Origin of the sequence: Vibrio sp. Y58_MX_L22 (assembly GCF_024181865.1) — a bacterium.
In the GTDB taxonomy this organism is placed as follows: Bacteria; Pseudomonadota; Gammaproteobacteria; order Enterobacterales; family Vibrionaceae; genus Vibrio; species Vibrio alginolyticus.
In genome coordinates this window covers 544,377-561,463 of sequence record NZ_JAMZAN010000001.1, presented here as the reverse complement: position 1 = coordinate 561,463, position 17,087 = coordinate 544,377, and the positions used below count along the sequence as shown (strand labels likewise).

Here is a 17,087-nt window from a genome sequence, read left to right as displayed (position 1 = left end):
AACTGAGGTGAGTGGTTCTAATAATAGGTATCTGAATGAAAAAACTATTTTCAGCGAAACTTTTCTCTGCGCTTGTTTTAAGCTTTTCCCTCTTTTCTACCGCACACGCAGCATCTCCTAAAGATGAATTAAACAAACGCCTTTCTATGAATGATGGCTTTAGTGCAGATTTCTCTCAGCAGGTTATCAGCCCTGAAGGCGAAACGGTTATGGAAGGAGAAGGTACGGTTGAAATTGCCCGCCCAAGCCTGTTCCGTTGGAGCACAACATTCCCTGATGAGAACCTATTGGTCTCTGACGGTAAGACATTGTGGTACTACAGCCCATTCATCGAGCAAGTGAGCATCTACTGGCAAGAGCAAGCAACAGAGCAAACGCCATTTGTTTTGCTAACGCGTAACCGAGCAAGTGATTGGAATAACTACAAAATATCTCAAAAAGGTGACCAGTTCACTCTCATTCCTACCGCAGTAGACTCCACACAAGGTCAATTCCAGATTAATATTGATGCCAAAGGTGTCGTGAAAGGCTTCAACGTGGTTGAGCAAGACGGTCAAAAAGGTTTGTTCACCTTTAACAACGTGAAGCTGGGTAAACCAAAAGCAGACAGATTCACATTCACAATTCCAAAAGGTGTGGAAGTGGATGACCAAAGGAATTAATTGGTAGTGAGTAATTACACATTAGATTTCTCGGGGGACGAAGATTTTCGTCCCCTTGCTGCTCGTATGAGACCGGAAACAATCGAGCAATACATTGGACAGCAGCACATTTTAGGCCCTGGTAAGCCACTGCGCCGTGCGCTAGAGGCGGGTCACATTCACTCTATGATCCTTTGGGGACCACCAGGCACAGGCAAAACGACATTAGCGGAAGTGGCTGCAAACTATGCCAATGCTGAAGTAGAGCGTGTGTCTGCGGTAACGTCTGGTGTGAAAGAAATCCGTGCTGCAATCGAGAAAGCACGTGAGAACAAAATGGCGGGCCGCCGCACCATCTTATTTGTGGATGAGGTGCATCGCTTCAACAAATCTCAACAAGATGCGTTTTTGCCGCATATCGAAGATGGCACGGTTACCTTTATTGGTGCGACGACAGAAAACCCATCGTTTGAGTTAAACAACGCATTGCTGTCACGTGCACGTGTCTACAAGCTGACGTCTCTCGATAAAGATGAAATCTCACTGGCGCTGAACCAAGCGATCAGCGATAAAGAACGTGGCTTGGGTAACACACCTGCACACTTCGCTGATAACGTATTAGACCGCCTAGCAGAACTGGTAAACGGTGATGCTCGCATGTCTCTCAATTATCTTGAGCTGCTCTACGACATGGCAGAAGACAATGCGCAAGGTGAAAAAGAGATCACGCTTAAGTTGCTGGCTGAAGTGGCAGGGGAGAAAGTCTCTCGCTTCGATAACAAAGGTGATATCTGGTATGACTTAATCTCTGCGGTCCACAAATCAATTCGTGGCTCTAACCCAGATGCGGCGCTTTACTGGGCTGCACGTATGATTGCAGCGGGATGTGATCCTCTTTACATTGCCCGTCGATTACTTGCGATAGCATCGGAAGATGTCGGCAATGCGGACCCTAGAGCCATGCAAGTGGCACTCTCCGCGTGGGACTGTTTTACGCGCGTTGGTCCAGCAGAAGGTGAACGTGCGATTGCACAGGCGATCGTGTACTTAGCGTGTGCGCCAAAAAGTAATGCGGTATACGTGGCGTGGAAACAAGCGCTCACGGACGCTCATAACTTACCTGAATATGAAGTGCCGCATCACCTTCGAAATGCACCAACCAGTTTGATGAAAGACATGGGTTACGGTGCAGAGTATCGTTATGCTCACGATGAGCCTGGCGCTTACGCTGCTGGTGAGCAATATTTGCCACCTGAAATGGGCGATCGTAGGTACTATCAGCCGACAAATCGTGGTCTAGAGACCAAAATCGGCGAAAAGTTAGATTACTTGGCTACTTTAGACGCAAATAGCCCACAAAAGCGCTATGAAAAGTAGGCGTTTTTGGATACATTTGTTCAGTAAATTTTTTTAACGCGTACGCTTGGAAAGTGCGCGTGATTTCACAACAAAAAGCATAGGATTAACAATGCTGGATTCTAAATTACTTCGTACAGAGCTGGATGAAACAGCTGCTAAACTGGCGCGTCGTGGCTTTAAGCTAGACGTAGATACTATTCGTAAACTTGAAGAACAACGTAAGTCCATTCAAGTAGAAGTAGAAAATTTACAATCCACGCGTAACTCCATCTCCAAGCAAATCGGCCAAAAAATGGCGGCTGGCGACAAAGAAGGCGCAGAAGAGATCAAGAAACAAATCGGTACGCTAGGTAGCGATCTTGATGCGAAGAAAGTTGAACTTGAGCAAGTAATGGCTCAACTAGACGAATTCACGCTTTCTGTACCAAACATCCCAGCAGATGAAGTGCCAGATGGCAAAGATGAAAACGACAACGTTGAAATCTCTCGTTGGGGTGAGCCAAAGTCTTACGACTTCGAACTGAAAGATCACGTTGACCTAGGCGAAATGGGCGACGGTCTAGACTTCGCAAGTGCAGTTAAGATCACTGGCGCACGTTTCATCGTGATGAAAGGCCAATTCGCTCGTCTACACCGTGCAATCGCTCAGTTTATGCTGGATCTTCACACTGAAGAGCACGGCTACACAGAAATGTACGTACCTTACCTAGTAAACTCTGACAGCCTATTCGGTACTGGTCAGCTTCCTAAGTTCGGTAAAGACCTTTTCCACACAGAGCCTCTAGCGGAAAAAGTAAACGACGAAGAGCCACGTAAACTGTCTCTAATCCCTACTGCAGAAGTACCTGTAACGAACCTAGTTCGTGACACGATTTCTGACGAAGCGGATCTACCAATTAAGATGACAGCGCACACGCCATGTTTCCGCTCAGAAGCAGGTTCTTACGGTCGTGATACTCGTGGTCTGATTCGTATGCACCAGTTCGACAAAGTTGAGCTAGTACAAATCACTAAGCCAGAAGATTCAATGAACGCACTAGAAGAGCTAACAGGTCACGCTGAGAAAGTTCTACAACTTCTTGAGCTTCCTTACCGTAAAGTGGTTCTATGTACAGGTGACATGGGCTTTGGCGCTCGTAAGACTTACGACCTAGAAGTTTGGGTTCCTGCTCAAGAAACTTACCGTGAGATCTCTTCATGTTCTAACATGTGGGATTTCCAAGCTCGTCGTATGCAAGCGCGTTTCCGTCGTAAAGGCGAGAAGAAACCTGAGCTTGTACACACGCTAAACGGTTCTGGTCTTGCTGTAGGTCGTACAATGGTTGCTATCCTAGAAAACAACCAAGAAGCAGACGGCCGCATTGCAATCCCTACAGTACTTCAGAAGTACATGGCGGGCGCAACGCACATCGGTTAATTCATTAACCACTAGAACACCAAAACCCAGCCTCAGTGCTGGGTTTTTTGTTATCTGCGTCGAGTGAAAATTGATTATTACTAAGCTGCAATAGTGTTTTCGAATTTACCCTAATTATCTTGTTATTTGTAATCGATATAATCGTCCACCTTACCACGGTAAGTAGATTTTCTCATTCAAGTAACGAGGAGGGCTTATGGCCGTAGGGTGGGCAAACGACGATAGTGTCAGCCAACAAATTCAAAACACAATAGACGACGAGATTTCTCGTGTTCGTGGCAGTATCACAAAGGGTGAGAGCGCCCATTACTGTGATGAGTGTGGTGATGAGATTCCGGAAGCTCGTCGTCTTGCTATGAAAGGCGTTCGTCTGTGTATCGAATGTCAGTCAACAATCGAATTGGTATCTCAACGCCAAGCATTGTTCAATCGACGAGCGAGTAAAGACAGTCAACTCCGATAACTTTACTGTTCTAATAAATAATGAGACGGTTTGAGTCTCATACTCAAACCGTTTTCGTATTGAATTGGACTATGAAGCGAAGCAGTCTTTACGTTGCAACGCCGCATCAATCGCGTTAACTAGCTTCTCAATATCTTCCGGCTTGCTGATGAACGGCGGCATCATATAAATCAGTTTGCCAAATGGACGAATCCAAACTCCGTGTTCAACAAACAAGGCTTGGATGGTTTCCATATTCACAGGGCGATGCGTCTCCACTACGCCAATGGCACCTAGCCAACGGGTGTTCTTCACCAACTCGTATTCTTCAAGTTTTGGTAGTAACTCAGAAAACAGCGTTTCAATTTGTTGGGTTTGTTGCTGCCAATTACCTTGCTCAATCAATTCCAAACTTGCGGTGGCAACAGCACAGGCGAGTGGATTCCCCATAAAGGTTGGACCGTGCATAAAACAGCCTGCATCACCACCACAAACGGTGTCTGCTACGTGTTTGCTCGCCAGGGTCGCAGAGAGGGTCATGTAGCCGCCAGTGAGTGCTTTCCCGACACACAGAATGTCTGGTTGAATGTCTGCATGTTCGCAGGCAAACAACTTACCGGTACGACCAAATCCGGTAGCGATCTCATCTGCAATCAATAACAAGCCGTATTTGTCGCAAAGCCTACGCACGCCTTTGAGAAATTCTGGATGGTAGATGCGCATGCCGCCTGCGCCTTGAACAATAGGTTCTAGGATCACCGCAGCAAGTTCTTCATGGTGCGTTTCAATCTTGTGCTCGAAGTCGGTAAGGTCCTCTGGCTTCCATTCATCCCAATAACCACAAGTTGGTGACTCCGCAAAGATATGCTCAGGCAAAAAGCCTTTGTAAAGAGAGTGCATTGAGTTATCAGGATCGGTAACCGACATAGCCGCAAAGGTGTCGCCGTGATAACCGTGTCGCAAAGTAAGAAACTTCGGTCGGCGTTCGCCTTTTGCATGCCAATATTGCAGTGCCATTTTTAAGCTGACTTCTACGGCAACGGAGCCTGAATCGGCAAGGAATACATGTTCAAGGTTATTTGGTGCAAGGGACAATAGCTTCTTACACAAACTGATTGCTGGCTGGTGGGTAATCCCGCCAAACATCACGTGAGAGACCTGATCGATTTGCTGGTGAGCGGCTTGATTTAAATGCGGATGGTTGTAGCCGTGGATCGTCGACCACCAAGAAGACATGCCATCGACCAGCTCAGTACCGTCTTCCAATTTAATATGAACACCATTTGCCGATGCCACTGGGTAGCAGGTCAGAGGTGTCAATGTCGAAGTGTAAGGATGCCAGATATGCTGGCGGTCGAAGGCGAGATCCATGTGCGATTCCAATAATAATTGAGGTTAAAAAACAGACAGATGTAAACTTTGTTCTTTTGCGTTGTGTTGACAGTTTATCGAGACTCAGTAGACTGTCAACACAACAACAAAAGTGACTAAAGGAATACACGTGGAAGTTCGTCATAACTGGACGCATGCTGAAGTGCGCGATCTCATGGAAAAACCATTCATGGATCTCCTATTCGAAGCGCAGCTTGTACATCGTCAATATCAACAAACCAACCATGTTCAAGTAAGCACGCTTCTGTCGATTAAGACAGGTGCTTGTCCAGAAGATTGTAAGTACTGTCCTCAGAGTGCTCGTTACACCACAGACATCGAGAAAGAGCGTCTGATGGAAGTAGAACGCGTACTCGATGCTGCGCAAAAAGCCAAAAATGCTGGTTCTACTCGATTCTGTATGGGCGCAGCATGGAAAAATCCAAAAGAGCGTGACATGCCGCATTTGACCGACATGATCAAAGGCGTGAAGGACATGGGTTTAGAAACGTGTATGACATTAGGTATGTTGACACCAGATCAAGCAAAGCAATTGGCAACCGCAGGTCTGGATTACTACAACCACAACCTAGATACCTCACCTGAGTTCTACGGCAACATTATTACCACACGTACTTACCAAGACCGTTTAGATACTTTATCTCACGTACGTGATGCTGGCATGAAGATCTGTTCCGGTGGCATCATCGGCATGGGTGAAAGTGCTAACGACCGAGCAGGTTTGTTGGTTGAATTGGCTAACTTGCCGGTACACCCTGAAAGCGTTCCAATCAACATGCTCGTGAAGGTAAAGGGGACACCACTGGAAGAAGTGGATGATGTTGAGCCTTTCGATTTCATTCGCCTGATTGCGATTGCACGAATCATGATGCCTCAATCAGCCGTTCGTTTATCCGCCGGCCGTGAAAACATGAACGAACAAATGCAAGCGCTGTGTTTTATGGCGGGTGCAAACTCCGTTTTCTATGGCTGCAAACTTCTGACCACACCAAACCCTTCTGAAGACAAAGACATGATGCTGTTCAACAAGCTCGGTATTAACAGCCAAGAGGTGTCTCAAAAACCTGATGAAATCGAAGAAAACGAGTTACTCGATCGCGTCGTAGAGCGCGTTGCTGCTCGTCCAACAAAAGACGACCTTTTCTACGATGCCAGCGTTTAAATCTCGTATCGAGTCCGCCCTTGCTGAGCGTAAAACGCAAGGGTTGAATCGTTCTATGAATGTGGTGTTTGCCGGTAACCAGTCCGTTTTGGAACACGAAGGCAGACGCTACATTAATTTCTCAAGTAATGATTATTTGGGCTTGGCCAATGACCAAGCGCTTGTTCGGGCTTGGCAGCAAGGTTTAAGCGTATACGGCAGTGGCAGTGGGGCATCACCAATGGTGACTGGCTTTAGTGCAGCACACAGCAATTTAGAAGCCGCACTAACTGAATGGTTGAGCTACGACAGAGCAATTCTGTTTGGTTCTGGATTCAGTGCTAATCAAGCCTTGTTGTTCACCTTGTTAGAAAAAACAGACGTATTGATCCAAGATCGTTTGAATCATGCTTCACTGATGGAAGCGGGGATGTTGTCACCAGCTAAGATGAAGCGTTTCAAGCACAATGACATCGAGCACCTGAAGTCGCTGATTAATAGCGAAGGCAACCATCTAGTTGTGACTGAAGGGGTATTCAGCATGGACGGTGACTGTGCACCACTCGCTGATATCGCTGCTGTCGTTGATAGCCACAATGCATGGTTTGCTGTCGATGACGCTCATGGAATTGGTGTTCTCGGTCAATCCGGTGGTGGTTCTTGCGAGTTGGCAACGGTTAAGCCTGAGTTATTGGTCATTACCTTCGGTAAAGCGTTTGGTATGTCTGGCGCGGCTATTTTATGTGACCACGCAACGGGGGACTTTTTAACTCAGTTTGCTCGTCACCATGTGTATTCCACGGCGATACCGCCAGCACAAGCGTATGCGTTGACTCATGCAGTCTCGATGGTTCAAGAGCAGTCTTGGCGACGTGAAAAGCTCTCTGAGCTTAGTGAAGTGTATCGAGATAGCCTTAGCGACCTTGAGGGGTTTGTTGAGACTCAAACTTCGATTAAGCCCTTTTTGATTGGTGAATCTGAATTGGCTTTGCGAGTAGCAGGTGCTTGTCGCCAAAACGGTATTTGGGTGACTGCTATTCGCCCTCCGACGGTGCCTAAAGGAACGTCTCGTCTTCGAATCACACTCACTGCCAATCACACTAATGAACAAGTTAAAACGCTTTCAATCGCATTGAAGCAAGCATTAGGAGCGCTGTAATGGATAATGCAACTACCGCATTAGCGCAAACGCTCGCGTTAGAGAGTTTCCATCAAGATAAAGACGCGATTGCCTCTTCGTTTGGTAAAGCAGCAGAAACATACGATAAACATGCGGCTTTTCAACGTGATGTCGGGCATCAGCTGCTTGATAAACTTCCTGAAAACTTGACGGGAAAACGTGTATTGGATTTAGGTTGTGGCACGGGTTATTTCTCCCAACTACTTCAACAACGCGGTGCGGAAGTAGTCTGCGGCGATATCTCTCAAGCCATGTTAGATAAAGCAGAGCAGCGTTGTGGTGCAGTACGAATGCACTACCAAGTTGCTGATGCTGAAAACTTACCATTTGACGATGATAGCTTCGATTACGTGTTTTCAAGTTTAGCGCTGCAATGGTGTACAGATTTAAGTTACCCACTAAAAGAAGTGCGCCGCGTGCTAAAAAATGGTGGGAAAGCGTGGTTCTCTACACTGGTTGATGGATCACTGTATGAGCTGCGTGCATCATGGGAAAAAATTGATGCATATCAACACGTCAATAACTTTCTAACGCTCAATCAGGTAAAAATTGCGTTAGCGCAATCTCGATGTGACAGCCATCAACTAGACTTGACCACCATCACAGTTTGGTACAACTCTGCATTTTCAGTTATGCGTGACCTCAAAGGTATAGGTGCAAATCACGTAAGCGGGCGCTCACACGGTTTAACTAGTCGCGAGACTTTGTTAAAAGTTGAGCATGCGTACCAAGCGTTTAAAAACGATCAAGGTCTTCTACCTGCAAGTTATCAGGTTTGTTTTGGAGTAATACATCTATGATTGATGCTTTTTTTATTGCTGGTACGGATACTGATGTTGGAAAGACGGTAGCGTCTAAAGCCATTTTGCAAGCGATCGCAGCAAAAGGACTAAACACTATTGGTTATAAGCCAGTGGCAGCAGGGAGTGACAAGACTGAAGCGGGATGGCGTAACTCTGATGCTTTACACTTACAAGACGCCGCAACACTCGATGTGGCCTATGATGATGTGAACCCATACGCTTTAGAGTTGCCTGCTTCTCCCCACATTGCAGCGAAGCATGAACATGTCGAAATAAGTTACGATGTTCTGAGTCAAAAACTGGCTCAACATAAGCAGCAAGCCGATGTTGTTCTCGTTGAAGGTGCTGGAGGCTGGCGTGTGCCAGTATCCGATACGGACTGTTTATCTACATGGGTAAAAGAAGAGCAGTTACCTGTTGTACTGGTGGTTGGCATTAAATTAGGCTGTTTGAGCCACGCTTTACTCACAGCGGAGAGTATTAAAGCGGATGGTTTGAATCTTGTTGGCTGGGTGGCAAACCGCGTCAACCCAGGCACAGAGCACTACGCTGACATTATCGAGATGCTAGAAGCACGTATCGATGCACCTAAGCTTGGGGAAATTCCATATATTCCAAGTGCTAAACGCAAAGAGCTAGGCAAGTACATTAATGTAGAGCCGTTGCTAAACACTGACTAATGGTGTTTAGGATAAAAGACTAAAAAACCCAAAGGGCTGCGCAATGCAGCCCTTTCTTGTTGGTGTAACCTAAAAAGTCAGATTACTTATCTTGGCTGAGCCCCATCAATGCTTGTTGTGTTTCTGCAACACGCTGAGACATATGATGATCGGTTGAAATACCAAGTTGTTGCTTTGCCTCGTCCTCTGAGATGCCTAGGTGACAACGTAGTAAATCAATAGCCATTTGATAGTCGTTAGTTTCTACCATGGTTTTTCCCTCAATACATGGAGTTTTTGAGCTCACCCAATGCACTTTTTGCAATGTACTTAGAGTGACTCTGTTTTGTTCATCTCATTCGAATTTAGCATGTCCATGTGGCCGCACAATAAGACCAAAGTCTATAGCAGAGCTAACGTACTGTTTTTGGTCTATTAAAAAATTTCTAGCTAAGTTGCTAAGAGGTGATAGATTTAACACCAAGATCATCTATCAATACATGATGGGTAGCTCAGAGCTTATTTCATCATTTTGATAAATGTATATGAGCGGAGGTTCCAGCTCCTACCAAAGCATGTTTTGAAATCGCTTGAATCAAATATTTCAGTCCCGAAAACAAATGTTGCAATTTATTGCTTAACCTTGTTTTTATCGCGGATAGACTATATCTATAACGCACGGAACATGAAAATCAACGGAATTGGCTTTTATAGCGATTACCATTTGTTCCTTATAACAATCCGTTTTAAAAAAACGATAAGCTTCCTCGGAGAAAAGTAATGAAGCGAATTATGTTATTCCTAGCAACTAACCTAGCTGTCGTGCTAGTGCTTAGTGTTGTTCTGAATATTGTTTACGCTGTAACTGGAATGCAACCAGGCAGTCTGTCAGGTTTACTTGTAATGGCTGCTGTATTTGGTTTTGGTGGCGCATTTATTTCGTTGATGATGTCAAAGGGTATGGCGCTACGCTCGGTTGGTGGTATGGTCATTGAAAGCCCGCGCAACGAAACGGAGCATTGGTTAGTCGAAACTGTGGGTCGTCAAGCTCAACAAGTGGGTATTGGTATGCCAACGGTGGCTATTTATGATTCACCAGATATCAATGCATTTGCGACTGGTGCAAAACGAGATGACTCTCTTGTCGCAGTTTCTACTGGTCTTTTACACAATATGACTCGTGATGAGGCAGAGGCAGTACTTGCACACGAAGTGAGCCATATTGCAAATGGTGATATGGTCACGATGACGTTGATGCAAGGTGTCGTGAACACGTTTGTTATCTTCCTATCACGCTTTATTGCCAATATCGTGGCATCGAACGATGATGAAGAAGGCCAAGGTACAAATATGATGGTTTACTTTGGCGTATCCATGGTGCTTGAACTGGTATTTGGTTTCCTAGCTAGCTTCTTGACTATGTGGTACAGCCGTCATCGCGAATTCCACGCGGACGCAGGTGCTGCGCGCCTCGTTGGCAAAGAAAAAATGATTGCGGCTCTAGAGCGTTTGAAGGTGAGTCATGAATCTCAACTGGATGGCACCATGATGGCGTTTGGTATCAATGGCAAGCAGTCGCTGACTGAGCTACTAATGAGCCACCCTCCGCTAGATAAACGTATTGCAGCGTTGCGAGGCCAGCAATACTAATTGTTCCTACTTAAATAATTGTTAATCTGCTGAAAAGGCTTGGTTTTGACCAAGCCTTTTTTTTTCGCCGATTGATCGCGTGCGAACTTCATCACGTACTACTTACAGAAATAAAGTTATACAAAATTATTTTTGTACAACTTTGGTGGAATGAACTATCTTGTACATATAATAATTTTGTACAACTTAATGGGCGTGTAGGAGTAAAAAATGGACATACAGTCTGTTGGCAATATCTATCAAAAGCTCAACAAAGCGAACTTACATCTACTTAAGGATATATATCACCAAGATGTAGTATTTGAGGACGCAGCGCATCGTTTAGAAGGATGGCCAGCACTTTCGGATTATTTCACCTCATTATATGCCAACGTCATCAGTTGTGATTTTGTAATCCATGAGCATCAACAAGTCGGAGATACAGGCTTCCTAACTTGGACAATGGACCTTCAGCATCCCAAACTTCAGAAGGGTGCGCCTATTCTCGTCAATGGTGTTTCGCACCTCAAATTTAGCGAAGGTCAGGTCATTTATCACCGAGACTATTTTGATCTCGGAGAGATGCTCTATGAGCATTTACCGTTACTTGGTTCAGTCGTTAAAACCATCAAGCAGAGGTTAGGACAATGAACAACACCATCTTAATCACAGGCGCCACCTCCGGAATAGGAAGACAGCTTGCCCTAGATTACGCGAACTCAGAATGGAATGTGATTGCTTGTGGTCGGAATCAAGATGTTCTTGCAGAACTGGAGGCAGTTTCCTCCAAAATTCATACATTGCAGTTTGATGTGACAAATTATGAGGAAACTCAGCAGGCGCTCTCTAATTTGCCCTTTACGCCAAATACATGGGTTTTTAACGCAGGCCATTGTGAGTACATGGATGAGGGAGTGGTCGACGCGAAACTCATGGCGCGTGTGATGAACGTAAATGTTGTCGGTGTTGCCAACTGCGTTGAAGGCTGCCAAGTGCATTTAGAGAGAGGGCACCGCATTGTTATTGTTGGCTCTATCGCATCAGAAGTGGCACTGCCTCGTGCAGAAGCTTACGGCGCATCCAAAGCGGCAGTCAGTTATTTTGCACGCACGCTCGCCGTCGACTTGAAAAAGAAAGGGATCAATGTGGTAACGGTGTTTCCTGGTTTTGTTGAAACGCCGTTGACTGACAAAAACGACTTCGAAATGCCAATGATCATTTCTACTCAGCAAGCGTCGGACTCTATCAGGAAGCAGTTAGCCGCCAACAAGACCTATATCTATTTCCCGGCGAGATTTACCAGTATTTTACGTTTTATCTCGTTACTTCCATACAGTTGGCAAGCTCGCCTAACTGCTAAACTCGTATCATAAGAAGGAATAAAAATGAAAACAGCAGGAAGAAAGAAGATAGCGATTGTGGGAACGGGAATCTCTGGCCTTACTTGTGGTTATTACTTGCATAAAGAACATGATGTAACGCTGTTTGAAGCGAACGATTACATCGGTGGCCATACTGCAACCGTTGATGTGAGCCTTGATGGTAAAGAATACGCGATAGATACTGGGTTCATCGTCTATAACGACCGTACGTACCCTAATTTCATTAAAATGATGAGCGAGATTGGCGTTGAAGGTCTGCCGACTCAAATGAGCTTCAGTGTCAGAAATGATGGGAACGGACTAGAGTACAACGGCCACACAGTGTCGACATTGTTTGCTCAAAAACGTAACTGGGCAAACCCTAAATTTTATCGATTTATCTTCGAGATACTTCGTTTCAATAAACTTGCCAAGCGCTTCGCTAGCGAGCAGTCCACGCACTCTCAGACGTTAGGTGAGTTCCTTGACGAACACAAATTCAGTGCTTTCTTTACCGATAACTACATTTTACCGATGGGTGCTGCGATTTGGTCGTCGACTTTAGCTGACATGCGCGCATTCCCTCTTATGTTCTTCTTACGTTTCTTCCTCAACCACGGTCTGCTAGATGTGACTAACCGACCACAATGGTATGTGATTAAAGGTGGTTCACGTTCATACATTCCACCATTGACCAAAGGCTTTGCCGAGAATATTCGTCTTAATAGTCCTGTCGAAAAAGTGGTTCGCAACGAAAAAGGGGTTGGCGTTCAAGTTCGCGGAGAAACGCATTGGTTTGATGACGTTATCTTTGCTTGTCACAGTAATCAAGCAATGAGAATGCTAGAGGATATCAGCCCAATTGAGCAGGAAATCTTGGGGGATATGACATACCAAGCAAATGAAGTTGTTCTTCATACCGACTCTGCCGTACTACCAAAACGTAAGGCAGCATGGGCATCATGGAACTACCTATTGGAAGGCAGTGAGGAGGAACAGCAACGCCTCCCTTCGCTCACTTATAACATGAACATTCTTCAGCATATTCAATCAGAACACACGTTTTGTGTAACGTTGAATAGTACTGAGCAAATTAACTCAAATAAAGTCTTGCGTTCGTTCACTTATCATCATCCAGTATTCACCACTGAGTCTATTGCAGCGCAGCAGCGCAAAAATGAGATACAGGGTAAACAAAGTACCTGGTTCTGCGGCGCTTATTGGTACAACGGTTTTCATGAAGATGGCGTGCGTAGCGCGCTTGATGTTGTGAAAGAACTAGAAGAAAAGTACCGCGAACAAAATGTGGTTCCTTTCGAAAAAGGCGCAGCGTGATATGGATAGCCAAATGAACAGCCGATTGTTTATAGGCAACGTTCGTCACCGTCGATTCACGCCTGTGAATCATGAGTTGAACTACTCTTTATTTATGCCCGCCATCGATGTAGACGAGATCGATGCTTTAGAGAAAAAAGTATGGGGTTTTGGTTCGCGTTGGTGGCATTGGGCTCGCTTTAAGCGCAGTGATTACATTGGTGAAGGTAGCGTCAAGTCGGCAGTGCACAGCAAAATTGAAGAACTGACAGGTGTTCGCTGTACCGGCAAGGTAATCGCAGTCTGTCACTTGCGTTATCTAGGACTTTATTTCAGTCCCGTTAATTTCTACTACGTTTATAACACGGAAGGAGAATGGAAGTATCTCCTCGCAGAGGTGAGTAACACTCCTTGGAATGAACGACATTACTACGTGGTGTCAGCAGATAAAGAAGAAGAAAAGTTTGGTTGGGAACAAGTTAAAGCATTCCATGTTTCACCATTCAACCCGATTGACCAACTCTACCGCTGGAGAATTAAACCTTTGACAGACAAGTTGAATATTCATCTTGAATGTCACAAAGGAGAGAAACACTTTGATGCCACCATGGTTATGAAAGCCAAGCCACTTTCAAGCAAAACCTTATTGAGGTGTTTGATCGTTACACCAATACAAACGGTAAAAGTAATGGTTGGTATTTATTGGCACGCATTAAAACTTTGGGTGAAAGGCGCACCTTTTTATTCTCATCCTAAATATTCAACGCATGAAGAAATAGAAGCCGATACTGAAAAAACAGACAAAAAAAATAAAAAGCACAAGGAGAATTCTGCATGTTAAATACTAGTTCTATGACATTGCCGCGTAAATTGACGACAACGCAAAAAGCGGCTCGCGGAGTTATTTTTCAATGTCTGCAAAAAATGGAAATCGGTTGCTTAACAGTTATTGAAAGTTTTAAGACGGAAACGACAGAGCGAAGCGAGCGTTTTAGTGCGCCAAATGGGGAGTATAGTGGTCAACCTGTTGTCGCTACTATAGAGGTAAAACATCCAGGCTTTTATTCACGGATCTTGCAGGGCGGCAGTATTGCTGCTGGTGAGGCTTATATGGATGGGTGGTGGGATAGCCCCGATTTAACCTCATTAATGAAACTGATGGCCCTTAACATGCGTGCTCTAGATAAACTCGAAGAGCAAGGCAGTTGGTTGACTAAAATACTGTACAAGTTCAGCCATTGGTCAAACAGAAACTCTGAAGAGAACTCACGTAAAAATATCCATGCGCATTACGACTTGGGTAACAACCTATACGAAGCGTTCCTTGACACCAATATGCTGTACTCGTCGGCGCTTTACAATCATGCGGATGACTCTCTAGAGCTGGCTCAAATCAACAAAATGGATCGTCTATGTCAGCAACTTGAGCTGAAGCCCACTGATCATGTTGTTGAAATTGGCACAGGGTGGGGCGCTATGGCGATTTACATGGCCGAACAATACGGTTGTCAGGTCACCACAACAACGATATCTGAAGAGCAACACGAGTACGCGGAGCAAAAAATCAAAGAGCGTGGCTTAGAAGACAAAATCACTCTACTCAAAGAAGATTACCGCAACCTAACCGGCACTTATGACAAGCTCGTTTCTATTGAAATGATTGAAGCTGTGGGCAAACAATTCCTGCCTTCGTACATTAAGGTCTGTGAGTCTTTATTAAAGTCCGGTGGCTTGATGGCGATTCAAGCGATTACGATTGCCGATCAGCGTTACGATTACTACAGTAACAACGTCGACTTTATCCAAAAGTACATTTTCCCGGGTGGTTTTTTACCGTCGGTAACCTCACTAACCCAAGCCACAACAAAATACAGTGACTTAGTGACGCGAGACTTGTTCGATATTGGTTTGGACTACGCTAAGACGCTGAATGAATGGCACCTACGTTTTAATCGAGCAGAGGGTGAAGTGCGCTCATTTGGCTACGACGACCGCTTTGTGCGTATGTGGCGCTACTATTTGAGCTACTGTGAAGGTGGCTTTTTGGCTCGCACGATCAGTGCCGTTCACATGACGTTTCAACGCCCGTAGTTCGTTATGAAGGTGTTTCTTGCTTCGACATGGTTCCAACTCTGCTGGTTTGCAGCGGTGCTTGGAACCTATCAATGGCAATGGGTGACGTTATTCCTTACTTTGGCAACCCTACTATATTGTTTGAAAACTGACGCATCTTCGCTCAAAAGTATTGGTGTTATCGCCACGATTGGTCTCGTGCTTGATACATTAAATCAGCAATTTTCAATTTTCATGTTTGCCACTCAATGGTTACCCCTTTGGCTTTTGTGCCTTTGGATTCTGTTCGCCTGGTATGCCTATCAACTCAAGTCAATTTTGTACCGTTTCCCAAAAACCTACGTATCAATAGTAGGCGGTATCGGAGGAACAGCGAGCTACTTTGCTGGCTATAAGCTCCAAGCCGTTGAATTTGGATTTAGCACTGGCGCTACACTGGCAATGTTGTTTGTCGAATGGTGCGTCATGATGCTCTTGATACTCAAGGTGTACGGAAATGAAAAGCTTGAAGAGAGACTTAACTCAGAGACTGACTAGGCTGCTTGCGTTGGTAATAGTAACTGGCTCTTTTGCTCTGCAAGCTCAACCTGTTGGAAATAGCGAAGCTGCCAGCAACATTGCGAATTGGAAGGGATGGAAAACTGTTGGAGAAGCCCAACTTACTTGGTTCATCTTCGATATTTATCACTCAAGATTAAAAGCGCCTGATGGAAAGTTCATCGTAAGCGATGACGTATCGCCACATCCCCTTGCGTTGGAAATTAATTACAAGAGAGACATCAGTAAGCAACAGCTGCTTGATGTGACGGATGAGCAGTGGGCGAAATTGGGTTTTACGGACTCATATCGAAAAGCTTGGATCAGCGAGCTCGATCGTATGTTTCCTGATATTCAAAAAGGTGACGAGCTTACTTATCTAACAGATGGAAAATCTGGTCAGCTGTTTTATAAGCAGGTTGGGGACGTGCAAGTAAAGAACGTTGGCATCATTGAAGACGAACGAATGAACGATGCATTTTTGGCTATATGGTTATCACCCAACACAGAATTTCCGAAACTCCGAAAACAATTGATAGGGCAGGTTAGATAGTGTTTAAACGAATTTTTAAAGCAGCGACTTTAGTGGCAGCTGTTTTTCTTTCGGCATGTTCCGCAGACATTGATAATTACCGCTCTTCTACACCGACTTTTGACGTATTCGGTTATTTCGAAGGCGACATAAAGGCGTGGGGGATGGTGCAAGATTATACCGGACAGCAAACGCGTCGCTTTGAGGTCGATATAGTGGGTACTGTAGCGGGTGATACGCTGACGCTGGTGGAAGACTTCGTGTTTGATGACGGAGAGGTGGACCAGCGAATTTGGGTTATCACTAGATTAGAAGACGGTCGTTATGAAGGTAAGGCAGACGATATTATAGGTGTAGCAACAGGGGAAGAGCAGGGCAATGCGCTACAGTGGCAATATGACTTTGAGCTACAAATGGAGGATTCATCAGTGACAGTTGCTTTTGATGATTGGCTTTATCGTCAGGATGACAGACACGTTTTCAATCTAACGAAAATAAAAAAGTTTGGTGTGGAAGTAGGAACAATAACCTTGTTCTTCCAAAAGCAGCCATAACAAATGGGGCTGATCTTCAATTAATAATCCATTCCATATAACTAAAATTATTT

General features: G+C 45.0%; 19 protein-coding genes. 17 read left to right on the top strand and 2 right to left on the bottom strand.

All coding sequences use genetic code 11. The features are described from left to right. The first annotated feature begins 35 nt into the window (after positions 1-35). The 4 genes from lolA (at position 36) to NL626_RS02380 (ending at position 3,880) form a co-directional block, all read left to right on the top strand. A complete protein-coding gene (gene lolA / locus NL626_RS02395; protein ID WP_005388103.1) occupies positions 36-662 on the top strand; it encodes an outer membrane lipoprotein chaperone LolA in 627 nt (208 codons plus the stop codon). After that, positions 663-2,018, top strand: coding sequence for a replication-associated recombination protein A (locus NL626_RS02390; protein ID WP_038889531.1), 1,356 nt, complete (start codon positions 663-665; stop codon positions 2,016-2,018). It abuts the gene before it with no gap. A gap of 91 nt (positions 2,019-2,109) precedes the next feature. After that, positions 2,110-3,417 carry a serine--tRNA ligase gene (serS, locus tag NL626_RS02385; RefSeq protein WP_005378225.1) on the top strand — a complete coding sequence of 436 codons (1,308 nt, stop codon included), beginning with the start codon at positions 2,110-2,112 and terminating at the stop codon, positions 3,415-3,417. A 196-nt stretch (positions 3,418-3,613) separates the two neighbouring features. Continuing rightward, a complete protein-coding gene (locus tag NL626_RS02380) occupies positions 3,614-3,880 on the top strand; it encodes a DksA/TraR family C4-type zinc finger protein (RefSeq protein WP_005437185.1) in 267 nt (88 codons plus the stop codon). Between the two features lie 69 nt (positions 3,881-3,949). Here NL626_RS02380 and bioA read toward each other — a convergent pair whose 3' ends face one another. Further along, entirely contained in the window at positions 3,950-5,230 is a 1,281-nt protein-coding gene (bioA, locus tag NL626_RS02375; protein WP_005388097.1) for an adenosylmethionine--8-amino-7-oxononanoate transaminase, read from the bottom strand. Between the two features lie 130 nt (positions 5,231-5,360). Between bioA and bioB the strand changes: the two genes are divergently transcribed. Genes bioB through bioD form a run of 4 tightly spaced genes read left to right on the top strand, consistent with a single transcriptional unit; the run spans position 5,361 to position 9,055 of the window. Continuing rightward, on the top strand, positions 5,361-6,413 hold the full coding sequence (gene bioB / locus NL626_RS02370) for a biotin synthase BioB (protein ID WP_086369529.1): 1,053 nt from the start codon (positions 5,361-5,363) through the stop codon (positions 6,411-6,413). Beyond that, positions 6,400-7,551: an 8-amino-7-oxononanoate synthase gene (gene bioF, locus NL626_RS02365; protein WP_171342739.1), complete on the top strand. Its 1,152-nt coding sequence runs from the start codon at positions 6,400-6,402 to the stop codon at positions 7,549-7,551. Before bioB ends, bioF begins: the two co-directional genes overlap by 14 nt. Further along, the gene (bioC, locus tag NL626_RS02360) at positions 7,551-8,372 is read left to right on the top strand and encodes a malonyl-ACP O-methyltransferase BioC (protein WP_213886278.1); all 822 of its coding nucleotides are present in this window, start codon (positions 7,551-7,553) and stop codon (positions 8,370-8,372) included. Before bioF ends, bioC begins: the two co-directional genes overlap by 1 nt. Next, positions 8,369-9,055 carry a dethiobiotin synthase gene (gene bioD / locus NL626_RS02355; protein ID WP_005378217.1) on the top strand — a complete coding sequence of 229 codons (687 nt, stop codon included), beginning with the start codon at positions 8,369-8,371 and terminating at the stop codon, positions 9,053-9,055. Before bioC ends, bioD begins: the two co-directional genes overlap by 4 nt. Before the next feature lie 82 nt (positions 9,056-9,137). On the opposite strand, the gene NL626_RS02350 is transcribed toward bioD, so the two are convergent. Beyond that, entirely contained in the window at positions 9,138-9,305 is a 168-nt protein-coding gene (locus NL626_RS02350) for a hypothetical protein (protein ID WP_005378215.1), read from the bottom strand. Between the two features lie 509 nt (positions 9,306-9,814). Here NL626_RS02350 and htpX point away from each other — a divergent pair. From htpX to NL626_RS02305, 9 genes are all read left to right on the top strand, one after another. Then, positions 9,815-10,684 (top strand): protease HtpX, encoded by an 870-nt coding sequence (gene htpX / locus NL626_RS02345; RefSeq protein WP_005388085.1) that lies wholly within the window; start codon positions 9,815-9,817, stop codon positions 10,682-10,684. Between the two features lie 210 nt (positions 10,685-10,894). Further along, entirely contained in the window at positions 10,895-11,314 is a 420-nt protein-coding gene (locus tag NL626_RS02340; RefSeq protein WP_005378211.1) for a nuclear transport factor 2 family protein, read from the top strand. After that, the gene (locus NL626_RS02335; protein ID WP_213885375.1) at positions 11,311-12,036 is read left to right on the top strand and encodes an SDR family oxidoreductase; all 726 of its coding nucleotides are present in this window, start codon (positions 11,311-11,313) and stop codon (positions 12,034-12,036) included. Before NL626_RS02340 ends, NL626_RS02335 begins: the two co-directional genes overlap by 4 nt. A gap of 12 nt (positions 12,037-12,048) precedes the next feature. Beyond that, positions 12,049-13,359: an NAD(P)/FAD-dependent oxidoreductase gene (locus tag NL626_RS02330; RefSeq protein WP_253656953.1), complete on the top strand. Its 1,311-nt coding sequence runs from the start codon at positions 12,049-12,051 to the stop codon at positions 13,357-13,359. Position 13,360: 1 nt separating this feature from the next. Further along, positions 13,361-14,179: a DUF1365 domain-containing protein gene (locus NL626_RS02325; RefSeq protein WP_213907820.1), complete on the top strand. Its 819-nt coding sequence runs from the start codon at positions 13,361-13,363 to the stop codon at positions 14,177-14,179. Then, entirely contained in the window at positions 14,173-15,429 is a 1,257-nt protein-coding gene (locus NL626_RS02320; RefSeq protein WP_253656952.1) for a cyclopropane-fatty-acyl-phospholipid synthase family protein, read from the top strand. The genes NL626_RS02325 and NL626_RS02320 overlap by 7 nt, the downstream gene beginning before the upstream one ends. 6 nt (positions 15,430-15,435) lie before the next feature. Continuing rightward, positions 15,436-15,948: a DUF2878 domain-containing protein gene (locus NL626_RS02315; RefSeq protein WP_137281852.1), complete on the top strand. Its 513-nt coding sequence runs from the start codon at positions 15,436-15,438 to the stop codon at positions 15,946-15,948. Next, a complete protein-coding gene (locus tag NL626_RS02310; RefSeq protein WP_017821712.1) occupies positions 15,908-16,501 on the top strand; it encodes a chalcone isomerase family protein in 594 nt (197 codons plus the stop codon). Before NL626_RS02315 ends, NL626_RS02310 begins: the two co-directional genes overlap by 41 nt. Beyond that, a complete protein-coding gene (locus NL626_RS02305) occupies positions 16,501-17,034 on the top strand; it encodes a DUF3833 domain-containing protein (protein ID WP_137281853.1) in 534 nt (177 codons plus the stop codon). The genes NL626_RS02310 and NL626_RS02305 overlap by 1 nt, the downstream gene beginning before the upstream one ends. Positions 17,035-17,087: the final 53 nt, after the last annotated feature.

Coding starts and splice junctions, on each gene's coding strand:
- lolA (WP_005388103.1), top strand. CDS start 36: ATGAAAAAACTATTTTCAGCGAAACTTTTCTCTGCGCTTGTTTTAAGC.
- serS (WP_005378225.1), top strand. CDS start 2,110: ATGCTGGATTCTAAATTACTTCGTACAGAGCTGGATGAAACAGCTGCT.
- NL626_RS02380 (WP_005437185.1), top strand. CDS start 3,614: ATGGCCGTAGGGTGGGCAAACGACGATAGTGTCAGCCAACAAATTCAA.
- bioA (WP_005388097.1), bottom strand. CDS start 5,230: ATGGATCTCGCCTTCGACCGCCAGCATATCTGGCATCCTTACACTTCG.
- bioF (WP_171342739.1), top strand. CDS start 6,400: ATGCCAGCGTTTAAATCTCGTATCGAGTCCGCCCTTGCTGAGCGTAAA.
- bioC (WP_213886278.1), top strand. CDS start 7,551: ATGGATAATGCAACTACCGCATTAGCGCAAACGCTCGCGTTAGAGAGT.
- bioD (WP_005378217.1), top strand. CDS start 8,369: ATGATTGATGCTTTTTTTATTGCTGGTACGGATACTGATGTTGGAAAG.
- NL626_RS02350 (WP_005378215.1), bottom strand. CDS start 9,305: ATGGTAGAAACTAACGACTATCAAATGGCTATTGATTTACTACGTTGT.
- htpX (WP_005388085.1), top strand. CDS start 9,815: ATGAAGCGAATTATGTTATTCCTAGCAACTAACCTAGCTGTCGTGCTA.
- NL626_RS02340 (WP_005378211.1), top strand. CDS start 10,895: ATGGACATACAGTCTGTTGGCAATATCTATCAAAAGCTCAACAAAGCG.
- NL626_RS02335 (WP_213885375.1), top strand. CDS start 11,311: ATGAACAACACCATCTTAATCACAGGCGCCACCTCCGGAATAGGAAGA.
- NL626_RS02330 (WP_253656953.1), top strand. CDS start 12,049: ATGAAAACAGCAGGAAGAAAGAAGATAGCGATTGTGGGAACGGGAATC.
- NL626_RS02325 (WP_213907820.1), top strand. CDS start 13,361: ATGGATAGCCAAATGAACAGCCGATTGTTTATAGGCAACGTTCGTCAC.
- NL626_RS02320 (WP_253656952.1), top strand. CDS start 14,173: ATGTTAAATACTAGTTCTATGACATTGCCGCGTAAATTGACGACAACG.
- NL626_RS02315 (WP_137281852.1), top strand. CDS start 15,436: ATGAAGGTGTTTCTTGCTTCGACATGGTTCCAACTCTGCTGGTTTGCA.
- NL626_RS02310 (WP_017821712.1), top strand. CDS start 15,908: ATGAAAAGCTTGAAGAGAGACTTAACTCAGAGACTGACTAGGCTGCTT.